Annotated in this window: 22 protein-coding genes; 2 read left to right on the forward strand and 20 right to left on the reverse strand. The window is 66.6% G+C overall.

What is annotated here, in order from left to right:
• Positions 1 to 22: 22 nt before the first annotated feature.
• The 17 genes from rnc to HWX55_RS09410 form a co-directional block, all read right to left on the reverse strand.
• The gene (gene rnc, locus HWX55_RS09330; protein ID WP_175975452.1) at positions 23 to 1,258 is read right to left on the reverse strand and encodes a ribonuclease III; all 1,236 of its coding nucleotides are present in this window, start codon (positions 1,256 to 1,258) and stop codon (positions 23 to 25) included.
• A 154-nt stretch (positions 1,259 to 1,412) separates the two neighbouring features.
• Positions 1,413 to 2,306 (reverse strand): signal peptidase I, encoded by an 894-nt coding sequence (gene lepB, locus HWX55_RS09335; RefSeq protein WP_050011465.1) that lies wholly within the window; start codon positions 2,304 to 2,306, stop codon positions 1,413 to 1,415.
• Positions 2,307 to 2,322: 16 nt separating this feature from the next.
• Positions 2,323 to 4,116 (reverse strand): translation elongation factor 4, encoded by a 1,794-nt coding sequence (gene lepA, locus HWX55_RS09340; protein ID WP_089488272.1) that lies wholly within the window; start codon positions 4,114 to 4,116, stop codon positions 2,323 to 2,325.
• 196 nt (positions 4,117 to 4,312) lie between these two features.
• Positions 4,313 to 4,549, reverse strand: coding sequence for a glutaredoxin family protein (locus HWX55_RS09345; RefSeq protein ID WP_069620551.1), 237 nt, complete (start codon positions 4,547 to 4,549; stop codon positions 4,313 to 4,315).
• A 7-nt stretch (positions 4,550 to 4,556) separates the two neighbouring features.
• Entirely contained in the window at positions 4,557 to 6,059 is a 1,503-nt protein-coding gene (locus HWX55_RS09350) for a DegQ family serine endoprotease (RefSeq protein WP_175975412.1), read from the reverse strand.
• A 16-nt stretch (positions 6,060 to 6,075) separates the two neighbouring features.
• The gene (locus HWX55_RS09355) at positions 6,076 to 7,128 is read right to left on the reverse strand and encodes a MucB/RseB C-terminal domain-containing protein (protein WP_175975413.1); all 1,053 of its coding nucleotides are present in this window, start codon (positions 7,126 to 7,128) and stop codon (positions 6,076 to 6,078) included.
• 5 nt (positions 7,129 to 7,133) lie between these two features.
• A complete protein-coding gene (locus HWX55_RS09360; RefSeq protein WP_174390361.1) occupies positions 7,134 to 7,751 on the reverse strand; it encodes an RseA family anti-sigma factor in 618 nt (205 codons plus the stop codon).
• Positions 7,752 to 7,837: 86 nt separating this feature from the next.
• Positions 7,838 to 8,437 carry an RNA polymerase sigma factor RpoE gene (rpoE, locus tag HWX55_RS09365; RefSeq protein WP_006490873.1) on the reverse strand — a complete coding sequence of 200 codons (600 nt, stop codon included), beginning with the start codon at positions 8,435 to 8,437 and terminating at the stop codon, positions 7,838 to 7,840.
• Between the two features lie 91 nt (positions 8,438 to 8,528).
• The gene (locus HWX55_RS09370; RefSeq protein ID WP_175975414.1) at positions 8,529 to 8,993 is read right to left on the reverse strand and encodes a hypothetical protein; all 465 of its coding nucleotides are present in this window, start codon (positions 8,991 to 8,993) and stop codon (positions 8,529 to 8,531) included.
• Between the two features lie 11 nt (positions 8,994 to 9,004).
• Positions 9,005 to 10,237, reverse strand: coding sequence for a beta-ketoacyl-ACP synthase II (fabF, locus tag HWX55_RS09375; protein ID WP_175975415.1), 1,233 nt, complete (start codon positions 10,235 to 10,237; stop codon positions 9,005 to 9,007).
• Between the two features lie 164 nt (positions 10,238 to 10,401).
• A complete protein-coding gene (acpP, locus tag HWX55_RS09380; RefSeq protein ID WP_004197638.1) occupies positions 10,402 to 10,641 on the reverse strand; it encodes an acyl carrier protein in 240 nt (79 codons plus the stop codon).
• Between the two features lie 144 nt (positions 10,642 to 10,785).
• Positions 10,786 to 11,535: a 3-oxoacyl-ACP reductase FabG gene (fabG, locus tag HWX55_RS09385; protein ID WP_006476504.1), complete on the reverse strand. Its 750-nt coding sequence runs from the start codon at positions 11,533 to 11,535 to the stop codon at positions 10,786 to 10,788.
• Between the two features lie 36 nt (positions 11,536 to 11,571).
• Complete coding sequence (gene fabD / locus HWX55_RS09390) at positions 11,572 to 12,504, reverse strand: ACP S-malonyltransferase (RefSeq protein ID WP_175881907.1); 933 nt, start codon at positions 12,502 to 12,504, stop codon at positions 11,572 to 11,574.
• Positions 12,505 to 12,588: 84 nt separating this feature from the next.
• Positions 12,589 to 13,578: a beta-ketoacyl-ACP synthase III gene (locus HWX55_RS09395; protein ID WP_050011475.1), complete on the reverse strand. Its 990-nt coding sequence runs from the start codon at positions 13,576 to 13,578 to the stop codon at positions 12,589 to 12,591.
• Positions 13,579 to 14,685, reverse strand: coding sequence for a phosphate acyltransferase PlsX (gene plsX, locus HWX55_RS09400; protein ID WP_124556911.1), 1,107 nt, complete (start codon positions 14,683 to 14,685; stop codon positions 13,579 to 13,581). It abuts the gene before it with no gap.
• 129 nt (positions 14,686 to 14,814) lie between these two features.
• The gene (gene rpmF / locus HWX55_RS09405) at positions 14,815 to 14,994 is read right to left on the reverse strand and encodes a 50S ribosomal protein L32 (protein ID WP_006051932.1); all 180 of its coding nucleotides are present in this window, start codon (positions 14,992 to 14,994) and stop codon (positions 14,815 to 14,817) included.
• Between the two features lie 97 nt (positions 14,995 to 15,091).
• The gene (locus HWX55_RS09410; protein ID WP_050011478.1) at positions 15,092 to 15,727 is read right to left on the reverse strand and encodes a DUF177 domain-containing protein; all 636 of its coding nucleotides are present in this window, start codon (positions 15,725 to 15,727) and stop codon (positions 15,092 to 15,094) included.
• Positions 15,728 to 15,957: 230 nt separating this feature from the next.
• Between HWX55_RS09410 and HWX55_RS09415 the strand changes: the two genes are divergently transcribed.
• Positions 15,958 to 16,590, forward strand: coding sequence for a Maf-like protein (locus HWX55_RS09415; RefSeq protein ID WP_175975416.1), 633 nt, complete (start codon positions 15,958 to 15,960; stop codon positions 16,588 to 16,590).
• A complete protein-coding gene (locus tag HWX55_RS09420) occupies positions 16,587 to 17,309 on the forward strand; it encodes an SAM-dependent methyltransferase (RefSeq protein WP_011544932.1) in 723 nt (240 codons plus the stop codon). Before HWX55_RS09415 ends, HWX55_RS09420 begins: the two co-directional genes overlap by 4 nt.
• Positions 17,310 to 17,378: 69 nt before the next feature.
• On the opposite strand, the gene HWX55_RS09425 is transcribed toward HWX55_RS09420, so the two are convergent.
• The 3 genes from HWX55_RS09425 to HWX55_RS09435 are packed head-to-tail and all read right to left on the reverse strand — an operon-like array spanning position 17,379 to position 19,441.
• A complete protein-coding gene (locus HWX55_RS09425) occupies positions 17,379 to 18,371 on the reverse strand; it encodes a S49 family peptidase (RefSeq protein ID WP_050011480.1) in 993 nt (330 codons plus the stop codon).
• A 12-nt stretch (positions 18,372 to 18,383) separates the two neighbouring features.
• The gene (locus HWX55_RS09430; protein ID WP_069620560.1) at positions 18,384 to 18,785 is read right to left on the reverse strand and encodes a Rieske 2Fe-2S domain-containing protein; all 402 of its coding nucleotides are present in this window, start codon (positions 18,783 to 18,785) and stop codon (positions 18,384 to 18,386) included.
• Positions 18,782 to 19,441 (reverse strand): HAD-IA family hydrolase, encoded by a 660-nt coding sequence (locus tag HWX55_RS09435; RefSeq protein WP_175975417.1) that lies wholly within the window; start codon positions 19,439 to 19,441, stop codon positions 18,782 to 18,784. Before HWX55_RS09435 ends, HWX55_RS09430 begins: the two co-directional genes overlap by 4 nt.
• Between the last annotated feature and the right edge of the window lie 3 nt (positions 19,442 to 19,444).

Here is a 19,444-nt window from a genome sequence, read left to right on the forward strand (position 1 = left end):
CGCGGCACGATCGATGGGCAATTCAGTGGTCGGCATCGGCCACGCGCGCCTGCGCGGCAGCCAGGCTCGCGCCGCCGGGCGGCGTGTCGGCGTCGGGCGCCGCGGCCTCGCGTGCGCGCGCCGGCGCGCGCGCGGCGGAATCGGCGCCCGCCGCGGGTTTGTCGGCCGACGACGATGCCGGATCGGCCGCATGGCCGGCCGGTTTGTCGGCTGCGCGCGGCGCGGCCTCGGCGGGCTTGTCCGCAGCCTTGTCGGCCCGCTCGGCCGGTTTGTCGGCCACCTTGTCGGTCGCCGGCTTCGCCGCCCGTTCGCCCTTGTCCGTTGCCGGCTCGACATGCGCCGCGCGAATCGCGGCCATCGGCGCGACGGCCGGCTCGGCGCCCGCAGCCGCAGTAGCAGCCGCAACGGTTGCCGCCGGCACCGCGCCGGCCGCCCGGGCCTCGCGCGCCGCCGCACGTTCCTTCCGCTCAGGCGAGCGCAGGTCGAGCGCTTCCTGCACGCCCTTCACGCCCGGCACGATCTCGGGTTCGACATGCTTGGACCCACGCGCGTTTTTCGAGCGCTTCGGCTTCGCGGCCAGCATCGGCGCGGCCGCCATCACTTCGTCGAGCGCCTTCTTCGCGGCGGCCTGCTCGGCCGCGCGCCGGCTCGCGCCGGAGCCCGCGACCTTCACGTCCAGCTTCGGCACCGTGCACTCGACCTCGAACTGCTGATTGTGCGCCGCACCATGCGTCGCGACGACCGTATAGGTCGGCAGCGCGATCTTGTGCCCCTGCAGGTATTCCTGCAGCAGCGTCTTCGCGTCCTTGCCGAGGGTGCGCGGATCGATGTGGTCGAGAATCGGGATATAGAGCCGCTTGATGACCCCTTGGGCGGCTTCGAAGCCGCCATCGAGGAATACGGCCCCGATGATGGCTTCGAACGCGTCCGCGAGGATCGACGGGCGGCGGAACCCGCCGCTGCGCAGCTCGCCCTCGCCCAGCCGCAGGCCGTCCGAAATATTCAGGGCCTGAGCAATTTCGTACAGCGACTGCTGCTTGACGAGGTTGGCGCGTACGCGCGACAGGTCACCTTCGTCCAGCTTGCCGAACCGCTGGAACAAAAGGGCGGCCACCGCGCAATTCAGAACGGAATCGCCGAGAAACTCGAGCCGTTCGTTGTGCGTGGCACTGTGACTGCGATGGGTCAAAGCCTGGCGCAACAATTCCGCATTGCGAAATTCGTAGCGCAGCCGGCTTTCCAACTGGGATGAGGGCATGTGCAGGAGTATAACGCGGGCGCCCGGTCGGGCCGAAACGGCACGGCCGGACACGAAAAGGCGTGACGAGGCGGTGTTACCGCCGGTTCTTAAAGTCGTTCGGCACGACGCGACGCGGCCCGTGCGTCGCGTAGTGCGTGTACATCGAAGGCGGTCAGTTGAAGGAACCGATGCGCTTCAGGTCGCCGAAGTTCATCCAGATGAAGAACGCGCGGCCGACGATGTTCTGGTCCGGCACGAAACCCCAGTAGCGGCTGTCCGCGCTGTTGTCGCGGTTGTCGCCCATCATGAAGTAATGACCGGGCGGCACCTTGCAGATCACGCCGCGGCTGTTGTACGTGCAGTTGTCGCGATACGGATAGTCGTACGCGCCCATCACGAACGGCGGCACGGCCGGGTTGTTCAGGATCGCGTTCTTCTTGGTGCCGATCGTTTCCTCGAACTGCTTCGCGTAATTCTGGCGCTCGTCGTCGAAGAAATCGGGCAGCGGCGTTTCGGGCACCGGCTGGCCGTTGATCGTCAGCTGCTTGTCCTGGTACGCGACGGTATCGCCCGGCAGGCCGATCACGCGCTTGATGTAGTCGACCGACTCGTCCTTCGGATAGCGGAACACGACGACGTCGCCGCGCGACAGCGGACTGCCCTGCGTGATCTTCGTGTTGGTGACCGGCAGGCGCAGCCCGTACTCGAACTTGTTGACGAGGATGAAGTCGCCGACGAGCAGCGTCGGCACCATCGAGCCCGACGGAATCTTGAACGGCTCGACGATGAACGAACGCACGACGAACACGGCCAGGATCACCGGGAAGAAGCTTGCCGTGTACTCGAGCCACCACGGCTGGCGCAGCTTTTCGTCACGCAGCTTCGAACGCGTCTGCGTCGCGTTTTCGTCCGCGAAACGCTTGTCGATGCGCGACTGCTGGCGATCGAACTCCTCGATCGCCGAGTCGGCCGCCTTGCGACGCCGCGGCAGGAACACCAGTTTGTCCAACACCCACGCTACGCCCGTCACGACGACGAGCACAAAAAGAATCAGCGCAAAATTCATAAAAGGATCAGTCCTGTTATTTGTCTTCGACGCGCAAGATCGCGAGGAACGCCTCCTGCGGGATCTCGACCGAACCCACCTGCTTCATGCGTTTCTTACCTTCTTTCTGCTTCTCGAGCAGTTTCTTCTTCCGCGTGATGTCGCCGCCGTAGCACTTCGCGAGCACGTTCTTGCGGAGCGCCTTGATGTTCTCGCGCGCGACGATGTGCGCGCCGATCGCGGCCTGGATCGCCACGTCGTACATCTGGCGCGGAATGATCTCGCGCATCTTCGCGGCGACTTCGCGGCCGCGATATTGCGACTGCGACCGGTGCACGATGATCGACAGCGCGTCGACCTTGTCGCCATTGATCAGCATGTCGACCTTCACGACGTCCGACGAACGGTATTCCTTGAACTCGTAATCCATCGACGCATAGCCGCGCGACACCGACTTCAGGCGATCGAAGAAGTCGAGCACGATCTCGGCCATCGGGATCTCGTACGTGAGCTGCACCTGGCGGCCGTGATACTGCATGTTGATCTGCGAGCCGCGCTTCTGCTCGCACAGCGTGATCACCGAGCCGACGTAATCCTGCGGCATGTACAGGTTCACGGTGACGATCGGCTCGCGCACTTCGCCGATGCGGCCGGGCTCCGGCATCTTCGCCGGGTTCTCGACCATGATCGTCGAGCCGTCGCTCTGCACGACCTCGTAGACGACCGTCGGTGCGGTCGTGATCAGATCCATGTCGAATTCGCGCTCGAGCCGCTCCTGCACGATTTCCATGTGCAGCAGCCCGAGGAAGCCGCAGCGGAAACCGAAGCCGAGCGCCTGCGACACTTCCGGCTCGTACTGCAGCGACGCGTCGTTCAGCTTCAGCTTCTCGAGCGATTCGCGCAGCGCGTCGTACTGGTTCGCCTCGACCGGATACAGCCCCGCGAACACCTGCGGCTTCACTTCCTTGAAGCCCGGCAGCGGCTCGGCGGCGGGCTTGGTCGCGTGCGTGACGGTATCGCCGACCTTCGCGGCCGTCAGTTCCTTGATGCCGGCGATGATGAAGCCGACCTGCCCCGCCGACAGCGACTCGAGATTGCGCGACTTCGGCGTGAACACGCCGACGTGCTCGACCGGATACTGCGCGCCGGTCGCCATCATCTTGATCTTGTCCTTCGGGCGCAGCGTGCCGTTGACGATGCGCACGAGCATCACGACGCCGACGTAGTTGTCGAACCACGAATCGATGATCAGCGCCTGCAGCGGCGCGGCCGGATCGCCCTTCGGCGGCGGCACCTTCGCGATCAGCGACTCGAGCACGTCTTCCACGCCGAGGCCCGTCTTCGCGCTGCAGCGCGTCGCGTCGGTCGCGTCGATGCCGATCACGTCCTCGATCTCCTCGATCGCGTTCTCGGGGTTCGCGGCCGGCAGGTCGATCTTGTTCAGCACCGGCACGACCTCGACGCCGAGCTCGATCGCCGTGTAGCAGTTCGCGACCGTCTGCGCCTCGACGCCCTGGCTCGCGTCGACCACCAGCAGCGCGCCTTCGCACGCGGACAGCGAACGGCTGACCTCGTACGAGAAGTCGACGTGCCCCGGCGTGTCGATCAGGTTCAGGTTGTAGACCTTGCCGTCGCGTGCGCGATAGGACAACGCGGCCGTCTGCGCCTTGATCGTGATGCCGCGCTCGCGCTCGATGTCCATCGAGTCGAGCACCTGCGCTTCCATTTCACGGTCGGCGAGGCCGCCGCATACCTGGATGATGCGATCCGCGAGTGTCGACTTGCCATGGTCGATGTGCGCGATGATCGAGAAATTGCGAATATGATCCATTCAGTGCCGATCAAGCGAAAAAGGCGCGCTCGACGACTGCGGAGCACGCCTTGTGTAAGTCGGTGAAAAAACGGCTTATTTTAGCCGAAAAGGCTTACGCCGGGCGGGATTTCGGACGCCCGCCCCGCGGGAGCCGGCGGCGCGCCCGCCGGATCAAACCCCGTATGAAGCGGCACGGGCCGGCGGCAAGCCAGGCTCAACGCCGGGCCGCCAGCGCGCCGCGCACCCGGGCGTCGTCGAACCGGTGGCGGCACACTTCCGCGCCGTCCAGCAGCAGCACCGGCACGTCCTCGTCGTAACGCGCGACGAGCGCCGCATCGGTGTCGATGTCGACGTAGTCGACCGCGACGCCGAATTCTGCCGCCACCGGCGCCAGTGCGTCGCGCATGTCGTCGCACAGGTGGCACCAGCCGCGGCCGTAGAGCGTGAACATCGGCGCGTTACTTCTGGGTCGCGCGCGGCCGCACCGGCACGAACTGCGTGTTGTCGCCACGCCGCACGAGCACCGCGACCGCCTTCTGCGGATCGAGCTGCGCGGTCACGTCGGCGAACTGCTTCGCGCTCGTGATGTCGGTGTCGCCGACGCGCAGCACGATGTCGCCGCGCTGCAGGCCCGCACGGGCGGCCGGGCCGTCGACGCCGTCGATCTGCACGCCGTTCTTCAGCTTCAGCGTCTTCATCTGCTCCGCCGTCAGGTCGCTGACCGTCAGGCCGAGCGAATTGGCCTGACGCGGCTTCTGCGGCGCGTTCTTGCGCTGCTCGGCCTTCGCGGTCGACTCGACCGGCGTCTCGGCGATCGTGATCGGCAGATCGCGTGCCTGACCCTTGCGCCACACGCTGACCGTCGCCTTCGTGCCGGGCTTCGTGTCGCCGACCATGCGCGGCAGGTCCGACGCCGCCTCGACCGGACGGCCGTTGAACTTCAGGATAATGTCGCCCGGCTGGATGCCGGCCTTGTCGGCCGGGCCGCCCGGCTCGACGCTGCTGACGAGCGCGCCTTCGGCCTTCGGCAGCCCGATCGAGTCGGCCACGTCCTTCGTCACCTCGCCGATCGCCACCGCGATCCGGCCGCGCGTGACCTTGCCGGTCGCCTTCAGCTGGTCGGCCACGCGCATCGCCTCGTCGATCGGAATCGCGAACGAAATGCCCATGAAGCCGCCGGTGCGGCTGTAGATCTGCGAGTTGATGCCGATCACCTCGCCCTGCATGTTGATCAGCGGGCCGCCCGAGTTGCCGGGGTTCACCGCGACGTCGGTCTGGATGAACGGCAGGTAGTCGCCCGTGTTGCGGCTCTTCGAGCTGACGATGCCGGCCGTGACCGTGTTGTCGAGGCCGAACGGCGAACCGATCGCGACGACCCACTCGCCGACGCGCACCTTGTTCGAATCGCCGATCGCGACGACCGGCAGATTCGACGCCTGGATCTTGACGACCGCGACGTCCGTGCGGTCGTCGACGCCGATCAGCTTCGCCTTGAATTCGCGCTTGTCGGTCAGCGTCACGTAGATGGTGTCCGCATCGTCGACGACGTGCGCATTGGTCATCACGTAACCGTCGGCCGACACGATGAAGCCCGAGCCGACGCCGCGGTTCTGCTCGGTGTCGGGCCCATTGTCCGGCGCCGGCGCGTTCTTCGGGTTGCTGCCGTTGCCGCCGCCGTTGCCGGGCGCCTGCGGCAGCGGAATGCCGAAGAAGCGCCGGAAGAATTCCGACATGTCGCCGTTGTCGAAGCCGGGCGGGAGCACGCCGCGCGGGCCGGGTACCGGCACGTTCGCGGTGGTCCGGATGTTCACGACCGCGGGGCCGACCTTTTCGACGAGGTCGGCGAAATCGGGCAGGCTGGCAGCGGGAGGCGTGACAGCGACCGCGGTTTGCGGGACGAGCGGCAGGCAGGCACACAGCGCCGCCGCCGCGAGCACTTTGCGCAGCGTGAGTTTCGTCATGTCGGGAGCCGTAGCGTTACTTGGAAGCCTTGTATTCTATGGCAGACGCGAACTGCTGCAACGTTGCCGGCGGCACTTCGCCGAGCACGGTGATCCAGTAGTCGCCGCGGCGCTTCACGAGAACGTGCGTCGCGCCGGTGCTGCCCGCGCCTTCCTTGCGCGTGTTTTTCTCGGCCGGTTCGATGAAGACCGAGACCGTCGCGAGGCCGTCGGTGAAGACGGCCTGGTCGACCGGGATCGGCGGATCGCCCGCATCGCGCGCGGCCATCGGCCGGCGCACCTCACGAATCTTCTGGAAGCCGGCGACGCTCGGCGCGAGCTGCCAGCCCTGCGCTTCCATGTCAACCGTCGCGACCGGCGGACGCACGACCGTCCAGCCGCCCAGGTTGCGCATGCCCGCTGCGATCGCAGCCTTGTCGCCGCTTGCGCCGCCCGTCTGCACTTGCGAGAACGCGATCTGCTCGAGCACGCGATCGTTCGCGTCGAGCGTCTGCGAACGCAGCAGCAGCCCGGTGCGCGCGTCGGCCCACAGCTTGTACGTGAAACGGTACGCGTCCTTCGGCACGAGCTCGACGACTTGCGCATCGATCCCGGCCACGCGGTCCTTGCCGAGCGACTTCGCATCGTAGACGGACATCACGTGCTCGCCGCTCGCGCCGAGCAGCGCGGGGAACGAATCACGCGTCTGACGGCGCTCGACCACGCACAGCTTGCGCTCGGGCACGAACGTGTACAACTCGTCGTTGTGCCGCAGCAGTTTGCGCGGCTTGCCGTCGAGCGTTTCGATCCGCTCGAACTCGCCGTCGCGGGACGAGACGTGCGCGATGCGCGACGACTGCACGTATCCGCCGCGCTGGTAGACGAACGTACCTTCGTAGCTCTGCTGCTGCGCGGCCTGCTGGACGCGGTCGAGCCAGTCGGCGGCGCCCTTGCGGGTCGCGACGGGATCGTCCGGTTGCTGGGCGCTGGCGGGAAGGGAGTGAACGGACAACAGGGCGGCTGCGCAAAGCAGGAGGGCCGGCAGCCGCTTCCATCCGGAGATGGCGTGATTCAACTGCAATGTCCGCATCGGGTTTATTGGCCTGGCGTGGTGGTCACGGCAGCGCGGATCAGCGGCATCGAACCCGTGACGACGGGCTGCTGCGCGAATTGCTGGTGCGCTTCAAGATATTGGTCGAGGCTCGCGTCGCGAATGATGTTGACGTCCTGCAGGCCCGGCTGGGCCGATGCCTGCGCAACCGTCACGCGCTGCAGGTTGCCGTTCTGCGGCGCGCCCACCGATGCAACCTGGACGGCGCCCGGCGCACCGGCCGTCTGCATCTGCGGAACGACGATCCACGTCAGCGTGGCGGCCGCGGCGGCCACCGCGAACGCGGGCACGACACGGCGGCGCAGCGACAGCAGCTTGCGCGCGACCGGTGCAGCCGCCGGCGCCAGCAGGTGCGGCTCGCTCTCGAGCGCCGCCGACATGCGCGCGGTGAACGCGACGCTCAGCGCGGGCGGCAGCGCGAGCTCGTCCGAGCGCAGCGCATCGCCAATCAGATGGTAATGGGCCCACACGGCGCGATCCGCGCGGTCGAGCTCAGCCAGAAACTGCCCGTGATCCGGGCCATCGAACATTTCGCCGTCGACCAGCGCGGAAAGGCGCTCGCCGCGCGAGCACGCTTGCGATTGCGTATTGACCGACCCCATGATGCTCCCCATCTTGCACACCCCGTCGTGACTTCACGACTCTATCCGTAACTAGACCCCGACCCGCGTCGTTCCGCCCGTCGCGCTTACCAGCGCTTGCCTTCGGGCGTATCGAGCAGCGGACGCAATTTGGCAGCGATTGCTTCGCGCGCGCGGAAGATCCGCGACCGGACCGTCCCGATCGGACAGCCCATCATTTCCGCGATCTCTTCGTAGCTCAGGCCCTCGATCTCGCGCAGCGTGATTGCCTGGCGCAGTTCTTCGGGCAGCAGAGCCATTGCAGCGTTGACCGTCTCGGCAATCTGCTTGCTCATCAACATCGACTCAGGCGTGTTGATATCCCTTAGTTGGTCTGCGTCGGAGAAAGTTTCCGCTTCCTCCGCATCGGCCTCGGTCGAGGTCGGCGCCCGGCGGCCTTGCGTCGCAAGGTAGTTCTTCGCCGTGTTGACGGCAATTCGGTACAACCACGTATAGAACGCCGATTCGCCGCGGAATTGCGGCAGCGCACGATACGCCTTGATGAACGCGTCCTGGGCCACGTCCTCGACCTCGGCGGGATCCCGCACGAGGCGCGAGATCAGCCGAATGATCTTGCGGTGGTATTTGGAGACCAGGAGTTCGAACGCCGCCTTGTCGCCCTTCTGTACGCGCTCGACCAGAGCCTGATCGATTTCTTTTTCACTCACCTGACAAATCCATTAACTAGGGATGCAACGCGGAGCGTTATTGTAGCGTTCCGGCGCCGGCCGCTGGTTACGGTCGGTAACCGCGCCGCCGTCATGCCCGCGCCGCCGCCCCGGCCGTTCTCGCCAGCACCGACAGCGCACTGAACGACGCGGCATCGAGCGCGTCGGCCGGAATCAGCAGCGGCCGCGCGCGCCGGGCGCCCTGCCCGACCGACAGCACCAGCAGCAGGCTGCTCCAGTGCGCATGGCCCGTCACACGGCCGCGGGCCAGCAAGCGCCCGGTGCGGCCAAACGCCGCAATCTCCCCGAACGCATCGATGTGCAGCTCGGCCGGCAGCCGGCGGGCGCAAGCCCGCGCCGCGCATACGGCCAGCAGCGCCGCCGTCACGGCCGACACGCCTGCGCCGGCAGCAGCGCCCGCGCGCGGCGCCCAGAACAGGTACGCCGATGCGGCAGCCGACGCGACGAACGCGGCCAGCACGAGATACGACACGGCCGAGGCCCGCAACGCAAAGCGCTGCGGACGCCCGGCCGGAGCATCGAATGGACTCGTCAAGCGATTCGACGTCAGACGCGCTTGAACACCAGCGTGCCGTTGGTCCCGCCGAAGCCGAAGTTGTTCTTCACGGCTACGTCGATCTTCATGTCACGCGCGGTGTTCGCGCAGTAATCGAGATCGCACTCGGGGTCCTGGTTGAAGATGTTGATGGTCGGCGGCGACACGTTGTTGTGCAGCGCCAGCACCGTGAACACCGATTCGAGGCCGCCCGCGCCACCCAGCAGGTGGCCCGTCATCGACTTTGTCGAGTTGACCACCATCTTGTACGCGTGCTCGCCGAAGGCCGCCTTCACCGCGTCGGACTCGTTCTTGTCGCCCAGCGGCGTCGACGTGCCATGCGCGTTCAGGTACTGGACCTCGTCGGCGTTCATGCCGGCGTCGCGCAGGGCCGCGACCATGCAGCGGCGCGGGCCGTCCATGTTCGGCGCGGTCATGTGGTATGCGTCGCCCGTCATGCCGAAGCCCACGACTTCCGCGTAGATCTTCGCGCCGCGCGCCTTCGCCGCCTCGTACTCCTCGAGCACCATCACGCCGGAACCCTCGCCCAGCACGAAGCCGTCGCGGTCCTTGTCCCACGGACGCGACGCGGTCGCCGGATCGTCGTTGCGGGTCGACAGCGCGCGCGCGGCGGCGAACCCGCCGATGCCGAGCGGCGACACCGTCGATTCGGCGCCGCCCGCGACCATCACGTCGGCGTCGCCGGCCTGGATCAGGCGCGCGGCGAGGCCGATGGAGTGCAGGCCGGTCGTGCAGGCCGTGACGGCCGCGAGGTTCGGGCCCTTCAGGCCGAACATGATGCTCAGGTGACCCGAGATCATGTTGATGATCGAACCCGGCACGAAGAACGGCGAAATCCGGCGCGCGCCGCGATCGACGTAGGTCTGGTGCGTGTCCTCGATCATCGGCAGGCCGCCGATGCCGGAACCGACCAGCACGCCGATGCGTTCCGCGTTGGCTTCGGTCACTTCCAGCCCGCTGTCCCGGATGGCCTGGACGCCGGCGGCGATGCCGTAATGGATGAACGTATCCATGTTCCGGGCTTCCTTCGCCGGGATGTACTCCTCGGCGCTGAAACCCTTCACTTCGCCCGCGAAATGGCAGGCGAGGTTCGACGCATCGAACTTCGTGACGGTGGCGATACCGGACTTGCCGGCGACGAGATTGGCCCAGCCGTCGGCAACATTATTGCCAACAGGCGAAATCAGCCCCAGGCCTGTAACGACAACACGACGGCGGCTCACGGTAACCTCTTTTCCATTATTGGATGACAAAAACAAAAGCCACAGTGGCCACAGGAACCAGCCCTGCGAGCCCTGTGGCTGTTAGTCCGTCCGGCGCGAAGCCGGCAGGATGGCGCGTCAATCGCGATGATCGCGGCGACGTGGCGGACAAGCGCGAAAGGCGCTTACGCCTTGACGTTTGCGCGAGCGTAGTCGATCGCTTGCTGAACGGTCGTGATCTTCTCTGCTTCTTCGTCCGGGATTTCCATGCCGAACTCGTCTTCCAGAGCCATCACCAGTTCGACCGTGTCGAGCGAATCGGCGCCCAGGTCGTTCACGAACGAAGCTTCGTTCTTGATCTCGGCTTCCGCGACGCCCAGTTGCTCAGCGACGATCTTCTTGACACGTTGTTCGATGTTGTCCATTACCCCTCCGAGGGAAAGTTCAGATTTACAAGTGCGCGCATTTTATCAGGTTTGCTGACGGCAAAACGCGCGTTGGCTTGATGGTCGATCAAGCGCCGGTCCGCCTGAAAAACGGGATACGGCGCGGATGGTAAACGAAAACCGTTACGACATGTACATGCCGCCGTTCACGTGCAGCGTCGTGCCGGTGATGTAACCGGCCTGCGGCGATGCGAGGAACGCGACGGCATGGGCGATGTCCTCCGGGCTGCCGAGGCGGCCGAGCGGAATCTGGGTCTTGAGCGCGGCCTGCTGTTCTTCCGGCAGCGTCTTCGTCATGTCGGTGTCGATGAAGCCCGGCGCCACGCAGTTCACGGTGATGCCGCGGCTGCCGATCTCGCGCGCGAGCGCCCGCGTCATGCCCGCGACGCCGGCCTTCGCGGCCGCGTAGTTGACCTGACCCGGATTGCCGGCCGAGCCGACCACCGACGTGATGTTGATGATACGGCCGCCGCGCGCCTTCATCATCGGGCGCAGCACCGCACGCGACAGGCGGAACACCGACTTCAGGTTGGTGTCGATCACCGCGTCCCAGTCCTCGTCCTTCATCCGCATCGCGAGCTGGTCCTGCGTGATGCCCGCGTTGTTGACGAGCACGTTCAGCGCGCCGAATTCCTTCACGGTCGCATCGATCAGCGCCTCGGCGGCGGCTGCGTCGTTGACGTTCAGCACCGCGCCGCGGCCCGTGACGCCCGCTTCCGCGAACGCCGCGGTGATCGCGGCGGCGCCCGATTCGCTCGTCGCCGTGCCGATCACCGTCGCGCCCAGGCGCGCGAGTTCGAGCGCGATCGAACGGCCGATGCCGCGCGACGCGCCGGTCACGATCGCAACCTGTTTATCGAGAGTCTTGTCCATGAATCGAATGTCCGTTGCTTGGGAAAAGGCGCCGCGTCAGGCGGTCGCGAGCTTGAGCGCTTCGTCGAGCGAAGCCGGATCGAACACCGACGCGCCGACCAGGTTGCCGTCGATGCGCTTCGTCAGGCCGGCCAGCACCTTGCCCGGTCCGCATTCGATCACGTGCGTGACGCCGGTGCCGGCAATGTGCTGCACGCATTCGACCCAGCGCACCGGGCCCGCGGCCTGGCGCACCAGCGCATCCTTGATCGCGGCCGGATCGCTGACCACGGCGACGTCGATGTTGTTGACGACCGGAATCTGCGGCGCCTTCACGTCGACGTTCGCGAGATAGTCGCGCAGCTGGTCCGACGCCGGCTTGAGCAGCGACGAATGGAACGGCGCCGACACCGGCAGCGGCAGCGCGCGCTTCGCGCCCTTCGCCTTCGCGATCTCGCATGCCTTTTCGACCGCGGCCTTGCTGCCGGCGATCACGACCTGCGCGGGCGCATTGAAGTTCACCGCTTCGACGACGCCCGCTTCCGCGGCTTCGGCGCACACCGCGCGCACCGTGTCGTCGTCGAGGCCCAGGATCGCGGCCATGCCGCCCTGGCCGACCGGCACGGCCGTCTGCATCGCCTGCGCACGGAAGCGCACGAGCGGCACCGCGTCCTTGAACGCGAGCGCGCCGGCCGCGACGAGCGCCGTGTATTCGCCGAGGCTGTGGCCGGCGACGATCGACGGCGCCGGGCCGCCTGCCTGCTGCCACGCGCGGTAGCACGCGTATGCGGCGGTCAGCATCACGGGCTGCGTGTTGGTGGTCAGGTTCAGCTCTTCGGCCGGACCTTCGGCGATCAGCTTGCCGAGATCCTGATTGAGCGCATCGGACGCTTCCTGGAGCGTCTCGCGCACGACGGCCAGATCGGCGAATGCGTTGAGCATGCCGATCGCTTGCGAGCCCTGCCCCGGAAAAACGAATGCAAATTTCATATCGTCCCCAATTGAATCGATTCGGACGGCGCGCACGAACGGCGCGCCGACGGGATCCGCGCGCGGCTTGTCGCGCGCCGCGGATCAGAAGCGGAAGACCGACGCGCCCCAGGTGAAGCCGCCGCCGACGCCTTCGATCAGCACGTGTTGGCCACGCTGGATGCGGCCGTCGCGCACCGCGGCGTCGAGCGCCAGCGGGATCGACGCCGCCGACGTGTTGCCGTGCTGGTCGACCGTCACGACCATGCGCTCCTGCGGCAGGCCGAGCTTGCGGCAGGTGCTGGTCATGATGCGGATGTTGGCCTGGTGCGGAATCAGCCAGTCGATTTGCTCGGGCGCGAGATTCGCCTTCGCGAGCGCTTCGATCGCGACCTTTTCGAGCACGTTGACCGCGAGCTTGAACACGGCCTGCCCGTCCATGTGCAGGAATGCGCTGCCGTCGATCACGCCGCGATTGACGTTGCCCGGCGTGCACAGGATGTTCGAGTAGCTGCCGTCCGCGTGCAGCGCGCTGCCGAGCACGCCCGGCTCTTCCGACGCGGACAGGATCACCGCGCCCGCGCCGTCGCCGAACAGCACGCAGGTCGTGCGGTCCTTGAAGTCGAGAATGCGCGAGAACGTCTCCGCGCCGACGATCAGCGCGGTGCGGTGCTGGCCGCTGCGGATGAAGCTGTCGGCCGTGGCCATCGCATACGCGAAACCCGAGCATACGGCCTGCACGTCGAATGCCGCACCGCCGTTCTTGATGCCGAGCTTGTTCTGCAGCAGGCACGCGGTGCTCGGGAACACGAAATCGGGGGTCGAAGTCGCGACGATGATCAGGTCGATCGACTGCGGATCGATACCGGCCGCTTCGATCGCACGACGCGACGCCTCGAGCGCGAGATCGCTCGTCGTGACGTCGGGTGCGGCGAAATGGCGCGCGTGGATGCCCGTGCGCGCGACGATCCATTCGTCGCTGGTCTCGATGCCTTCCTTCGCAAGACGATCGGTCAACTGCTGGTTCGTGACGCGGTCGGGCGGCAGGTAGCTGCCCGTGCCGAGCACGCGGGAATAGAGAGTCGATTGGGCCATTTATGCTTTAGAGGATTGCGCAGCGGAAGGTTCGGCGTGATGGCCTGCGGCCGGGCTTGCCTGGCCCGCGCCGCCCGCGTCGTGTCCGCCGTCGCCGAGCGACACTGAATTATCCGCCATCGCGCGCGCGAGGCGCTCCAGCACCCCGTTTTTGACGGCATCATACCCGCGTTTGATCGCCCACTCAAACGCGTACGCGTCGGCCGAACCGTGGCTCTTGATCACGAGGCTCTTCAGCCCCAGCAGCGCCGCGCCGTTGTACTGGCGGTGGTCGACGCGCTTCTTGAAACGCATCAGCACCGGCAGCGCGAGCAGCGCCATCAGCCTCGACATCAGCGAACGGCCGAACTCCTCGCGGATGATGTTCGACAGCATCTGCGCGAGCCCTTCGGACGTCTTCAGCGCGACGTTGCCGACGAAGCCGTCGCACACGATCACGTCGACGGTGCCCTTGTAGATGTCGTTGCCTTCCACGTTGCCGCGGAAATTGAGCGTGCTGGCGCGCAGCAACTCGCCTGCGCGCTTGATCGTCTCGTTGCCCTTGATGACCTCTTCGCCGATGTTCAGCAGGCCGATCGTCGGGCGCTCCTTGCCTTCGAGCGCGGCCACGAGCGCGTGCCCCATCTCCGCGAACTGCAGCAGGTGCTGCGGCTCGCAGTCGACGTTCGCGCCGAGGTCCAGCATCATCGTGTAGCCGGTCGGGTTCGGCAGCGCGGACGCGATCGCGGGCCGCTCGATGCCGGGCAGCGTCTTGAGTACGTAACGGGAAACGGCCATCAGCGCGCCGGTATTGCCGGCGGAGATGCAGGCCTGCGCCGCGCCTTCCTTGACGTGGTTGAGCGCGACGCGCATCGAAGAATCCTTCTTCTTGCGCAGCGCCACTTCGACAGGATCGTCCATCGCCACGACTTCGGTGGCGGGCACGATGGTCAACGCGGGATCGTCGAGAGCTTTCAGCTTCTTCAACTGAGCGCGAATCGCGCTTTCGATGCCGACGAGCATCAGGTGCGCATCGGGATGCGCGCGGACGAACTTGACTGCCGCGGGAACGGTCACGGACGGGCCGTGGTCGCCTCCCATGCAATCGATTGTGAGCTTTACGGTCATGGAATGCGACGAATTTCAGGCACAAAAAAGCGGCAGTTGAATGCCGCCTTTTTGTTGAGCCAGGAAAGTGTCAAGCGAACCAGTTGTCACGCGAACGGCGAGCGTAGCGCGCAACGCGTGACTTGACGCTTAGTCGTTCTTCGTCTTGACGACTTTCTTGCCGCGATAGTAGCCGTTCGGGCTGACGTGGTGACGCAGATGCACTTCACCCGTGCTCGGCTCGACTGCCAGCGGCGCTGCCGTCAGGAAATCGTGCGAACGATGCATGCCGCGCTTCGACGGCGACTTCTTGTTTTGCTGGACTGCCATGACTAACTCCTAAATAATTTTCCGGATTCTAACACAGCCCGATCCGGCGCTTAACTACCCTGGCCCAAAGCCCTACGCCTTCCCGCGCCACAACTGCTTAGTGTTTCTTGGTGCCGTCACCGTCCTTCTTCAACGCTTGCAGCGCTGCGAACGGATTCGGCCGTTTGCCTTCGTCCCCGGCTTCGTCGGACTCCTCGTCCGCCGCTTCCGCGGGACCGCTCGCGCCCGACACGAGGCTTTCGTGAACTGCCGGGCAAACCTCGTGCTTGGGCACGAGCGGCAACGAAAGCAGCAATTCCTCTTCGATCAAGTCGACGAGATCGAACTGGCGTGAGCCCACGATCACATCGGCTTCATCGTCGTCGAGCGGAAATTCCTCAGCTTCTTCTTCGGTCGCGACGACCCGGTACGTCATGTCGACGTCGAACGTCTGATCGTACGGCGTCACGCAGCGCTGGCACGTGAGCCACGCATGGCCGTGCACCGCGAGGCGCAGATACGGCTGCTGCCCGTCGGCGCCGTCGTCCTGCAACTCCTTCTGCGTGAACCCTTCCGCCTGCCATGTGAAGACCGTGTCGCGATCTGGCGCGTCCGTCGGCACTTCGTTTAACATGCGCGGCAGTTGCGAGAGGCGCACCGCCCCGGCTGCCTGCCGCCCGCTGCGGGCGAACTCGAACAGGTCGACCGCGTGCGGATCGAGCGCCGCCGCAGGTTTGCCAGAAGAAGTGTTCATGTGCGCTCCTGCCTACAGGCTGACTTGCGGATCCGGCTTGGCACCGCTCGCGTACGGCTCATCGAAGGATGACGTACTTTACTTCCGAAGACCCGGCAGGCGCCACCACAACGAAAGCCTGCCGACGAAAAGCGGGAAAGCATACCTGTTTTACCTTTTGCGGTCAATCACTTAAGCTTGCGTCCGCGCAACGCCGCGCCACACCTGACGACTCACCGATCCAACCGACCATGCCGGATACCGTTTGCCGCCCGCCGCGGCTGATTCTTGCCTCCAGTTCCCGCTACCGCCGCGCGCTCCTCGAGCGCCTCGGCGTGCCGTTCGACGTCGTGTCGCCCGACCTCGACGAAACCCCGCTCGCCGGCGAAACGCCGGCCGCGACCGCGCTGCGCCTCGCCGGCGCGAAGGCGCGGGCCGTGGCCGCGACGATCGATGCGCCGGACGGCGTGCTCGTGATCGGGTCGGACCAGGTCGCGACCTTCGACGGGCACCAGATCGGCAAGCCCGGCACGCACGAGCGCGCGCTCGCGCAGCTCATGTCGATGCAGGGCCGCGAAGTCGAATTCCACAGTGCGCTCTGCCTGTACGACAGCCGCACCGACGACGCGCAGGTCGAGGACATCGTGACGCACGTGCGCTTCCGTTCGCTGCCCGAGGCCGAACTCGACGCCTACCTGCGCGCGGAAACGCCGTACGACGTGGCCGGCAGCGCGAAGTCCGAAGGGCTCGGCATCGCGCTGCTCGACGCGATCGACTCGGACGACCCGACCGCCCTCGTCGGCCTGCCACTGATCGCCCTCACGCGGATGCTGCGCACCGCCGACTACCCGCTGTTTGCCACCACCCGAGGAGACCGCGCATGACCGCCGGCACGCTTTATCTGGTCCCGAACACACTCGGAGAAGGCGACGAATCGATGCTCGCCGCCGTGCTGCCCGCCGCCGTCCAGGCGCGCGCCGGCACGCTCGGTTATTACATCGGCGAGAACGCGAAAACGACGCGCGCGTTTCTGAAGAAGATCGGTACGACCCGTCCGATCCAGGAAATCGAGATCAGCGAGCTGAACGTCAATACGCCGGCCGGCGCCATCGACCGGCTGCTCGCGCCCGTGCTGGCCGGTGCGGACGCCGGCCTCGTGTCGGAGGCCGGCTGCCCGGCCGTCGCCGACCCCGGCGCGCTGCTGGTGCGCCGCGCGCACGAGCGAGGCGTGAAGGTCGTGCCGCTCGTCGGGCCGAGTTCGATCCTGCTCGCGCTGATGGCGTCGGGCCTGAACGGCCAGAGCTTCGCGTTCAACGGCTATCTGCCGGTCGATGCGGCCGCGCGCGCGAAACGGCTGCGCGAACTCGAGCAACTGTCGCGCAAGGCGCGCCAGACGCAGATCTTCATCGAAACGCCGTACCGGAATCACGCGATGCTCGACACGCTGGTCGCGACCTGCGCGCCGTCGACGCAGATCTGCGTCGCGGCCGACCTGACCCTCGCGACCGAGACGATCGCGAGCCGCACGGTGGCCGACTGGAAAAAAGCGCCTGCGCCGAATCTGCACAAGCGCCCCGCGATCTTCCTGCTGCTCGCGAATTGATGGCGTGAACGGCGATCAGCCAGCCAGATGAAAGGCGGGCCGTCGCGGCCCGCCGATGGTCGCCAGCCGTCAGCGCAGGCTGACCGACGCGCCGCCGGCCGTCAGCGCCTTCATCGCGGCGCCGCCGACGGCCGCGCCGAACTTGCGCGCGACGCGATTCGTCAGGCTTTCCTTCACCGTGTAGTCGACCAGATCCGGCGCCTTCAGCACGTCGCGTGCGACCGTGTCGGTCGTGCCGTAGCCGTCGGCGAGGCCCAGTTCGACGCTCTTTTCACCGGTCCAGAACAGGCCCGAGAACATGTCGGGCGTCTCGTGCAGCCGCTTGCCGCGGCCATCCTTCACCGCCTTGATGAACTGCGCATGCACCTGGTCGAGCAGTGCCTGCGCGTGCGCGTCCATCTTCGGCGTTTCCGGCGAGAACGGATCGTAGAAGCCCTTGTTTTCGCCCGACGTGTGCAGGCGCCGCTCGACGCCGAGCTTGCCCATCAGCCCGGTGAAGCCGAACCCGTCCATCAGCACGCCGATCGACCCGACGATGCTCGCCTTGTCGACGAAGATCTTGTCGGCGGCGGACGCGATGTAATAGCCGCCCGATGCGCACATGTCGGTCACGACGACGTACAGCGGCTTGTCCGGATACTTGCCGCGCAACCGCCGGATCTCGTCGTAGACCATCCCGGCCTGCACCGGGCTGCCGCCCGGGCTGTTGATCCGCAGCACGACGCCGACCGTGCCGTCGTCGTCGAAGGCGGCGTCGAGCGCCGTGTTGATGTCGTCGGCGTTCGCGTTGACGCCGGCCGCGATCTCGCCGTCGATCGTCACGAGCGCCGTATGCCGCCCGCTCGCCGAGAACTTCGAATCGCTCGAGAAATCGATCAGCGCGAACGCGAACAGCACGAACACGCCGAGAAACGCGAAGCGGAAGAAGATTTTCCAGCGCCGTGCCGCGCGCTGCTCCTTGACGGCCGCGAGCGCGATCCGCTCGAGCGCCGCGCGCTCCCAGCTCGGTTCACGGCTGTCGGGACGGGAGGAAGAATCCGGGGAATTCGGTTGGTCGGCCATGCAGTAGTGTCGTCAATCGGTCGTGGCGGAAGTGGCAGGATGCAGGTCCGCATCGGGCACCCAGAATACCGCACGGCCGTCGGGCGTGTCGCGCTCGTCGACCTCGACCGGTCGCAGGCGGCCGCCGCGGCACGGGCCGCCGACGCACTTGCCGGTATCCGGCGCGTAGATCGCGCCGTGCGTCGCGCACATCAGATAGAGGCCCGACGACTCGAAGAACTGCCCTTCGGCCCAGTCGAGCTCCATCGGCACGTGCGCGCAGCGGTTCAGGTAGCCGTACGCGCGGCCGTCGTAACGCACGAAGAACACGACGGCCTGCTCGCCGCGCAGCGTCGCGTCGACGCGCACGCCGGCGCCGCCGTCGGTCAGCGCGTCCGACGCGCATACGCGCACGGCGTCCGGCGCCGCGCTCATGCGTGCTCCCGCAGCCAGGCGGCCAGCGCGCCGACGTCCGGCGCGACGAAGCGCGGCGTGAGCGCCGCCAGCACCTCGGCCGAGTGCGCGCCGTACGCGACGCCGACGCCGGCCGCGCCGGCGCTCGCGGCCATCTGCAGGTCGTGCGTGGTGTCGCCGATCATCACGGTGCGCGACAGGTCCTGCCCCAACTCCCGCGACAACTCGTGCAGCATCGCCGGATGCGGTTTCGAAAACGTCTCGTCCGCGCAGCGCGTCGCATCGAACCAGCTCGTCAGTTTCGACTGGTCGAGCACGCGGTTCAGCCCGACCCGCCCCTTGCCTGTCGCGACGGCGAGCAGGTAGCCCGTGTCGCGCAGTTCGGCGAGCAGTTCGCGCACGCCGGCGAACAGCTCGATGCGCTGGTCGTCGAGCAGATAGTGATAGCGGTAGCGTTCGGCCAGCCGCGCATAGTCGGACGGATCGAGGGTCGGAGCCGTGATCTGCAGCGCGTCGCGCAGCCCGAGGCCGATCACGTAGCGGGAGGCCTCGTCGGACGGCGTGGGCAGACCGAGATCGCGGCATGCGGCCTGGATGCTGTGCGCGATGTGCGCAGTCGAATCCATCAGCGTGCCGTCCCAGTCGAAGACGATCAGGTCAAATTGCTGTCGAGCCATGCG

The sequence above is a fragment of the Burkholderia sp. BCC1047 genome (assembly GCF_902833155.1).
Classification (GTDB): domain Bacteria; phylum Pseudomonadota; class Gammaproteobacteria; order Burkholderiales; family Burkholderiaceae; genus Burkholderia; species Burkholderia sola.

Bases quoted from the DNA above. Each gene is read 5' to 3' on its own strand.
- HWX55_RS09430 (WP_069620560.1), bottom strand. From the start codon at position 18,785: ATGAGCGCGGCGCCGGACGCCGTGCGCGTATGCGCGTCGGACGCGCTG.
- rpmF (WP_006051932.1), bottom strand. From the start codon at position 14,994: ATGGCAGTCCAGCAAAACAAGAAGTCGCCGTCGAAGCGCGGCATGCAT.
- plsX (WP_124556911.1), bottom strand. From the start codon at position 14,685: ATGACCGTAAAGCTCACAATCGATTGCATGGGAGGCGACCACGGCCCG.
- HWX55_RS09345 (WP_069620551.1), bottom strand. From the start codon at position 4,549: ATGTTCACGCTCTACGGCCGCGGCTGGTGCCACCTGTGCGACGACATG.
- HWX55_RS09435 (WP_175975417.1), bottom strand. From the start codon at position 19,441: ATGGCTCGACAGCAATTTGACCTGATCGTCTTCGACTGGGACGGCACG.
- fabG (WP_006476504.1), bottom strand. From the start codon at position 11,535: ATGGACAAGACTCTCGATAAACAGGTTGCGATCGTGACCGGCGCGTCG.
- HWX55_RS09360 (WP_174390361.1), bottom strand. From the start codon at position 7,751: ATGGGGTCGGTCAATACGCAATCGCAAGCGTGCTCGCGCGGCGAGCGC.
- fabD (WP_175881907.1), bottom strand. From the start codon at position 12,504: ATGAAATTTGCATTCGTTTTTCCGGGGCAGGGCTCGCAAGCGATCGGC.
- HWX55_RS09355 (WP_175975413.1), bottom strand. From the start codon at position 7,128: ATGCGGACATTGCAGTTGAATCACGCCATCTCCGGATGGAAGCGGCTG.
- HWX55_RS09410 (WP_050011478.1), bottom strand. From the start codon at position 15,727: ATGAACACTTCTTCTGGCAAACCTGCGGCGGCGCTCGATCCGCACGCG.
- HWX55_RS09415 (WP_175975416.1), top strand. From the start codon at position 15,958: ATGCCGGATACCGTTTGCCGCCCGCCGCGGCTGATTCTTGCCTCCAGT.
- rnc (WP_175975452.1), bottom strand. From the start codon at position 1,258: ATGCCCTCATCCCAGTTGGAAAGCCGGCTGCGCTACGAATTTCGCAAT.
- HWX55_RS09395 (WP_050011475.1), bottom strand. From the start codon at position 13,578: ATGGCCCAATCGACTCTCTATTCCCGCGTGCTCGGCACGGGCAGCTAC.
- acpP (WP_004197638.1), bottom strand. From the start codon at position 10,641: ATGGACAACATCGAACAACGTGTCAAGAAGATCGTCGCTGAGCAACTG.
- lepB (WP_050011465.1), bottom strand. From the start codon at position 2,306: ATGAATTTTGCGCTGATTCTTTTTGTGCTCGTCGTCGTGACGGGCGTA.
- HWX55_RS09420 (WP_011544932.1), top strand. From the start codon at position 16,587: ATGACCGCCGGCACGCTTTATCTGGTCCCGAACACACTCGGAGAAGGC.
- HWX55_RS09350 (WP_175975412.1), bottom strand. From the start codon at position 6,059: ATGACGAAACTCACGCTGCGCAAAGTGCTCGCGGCGGCGGCGCTGTGT.
- HWX55_RS09425 (WP_050011480.1), bottom strand. From the start codon at position 18,371: ATGGCCGACCAACCGAATTCCCCGGATTCTTCCTCCCGTCCCGACAGC.
- lepA (WP_089488272.1), bottom strand. From the start codon at position 4,116: ATGGATCATATTCGCAATTTCTCGATCATCGCGCACATCGACCATGGC.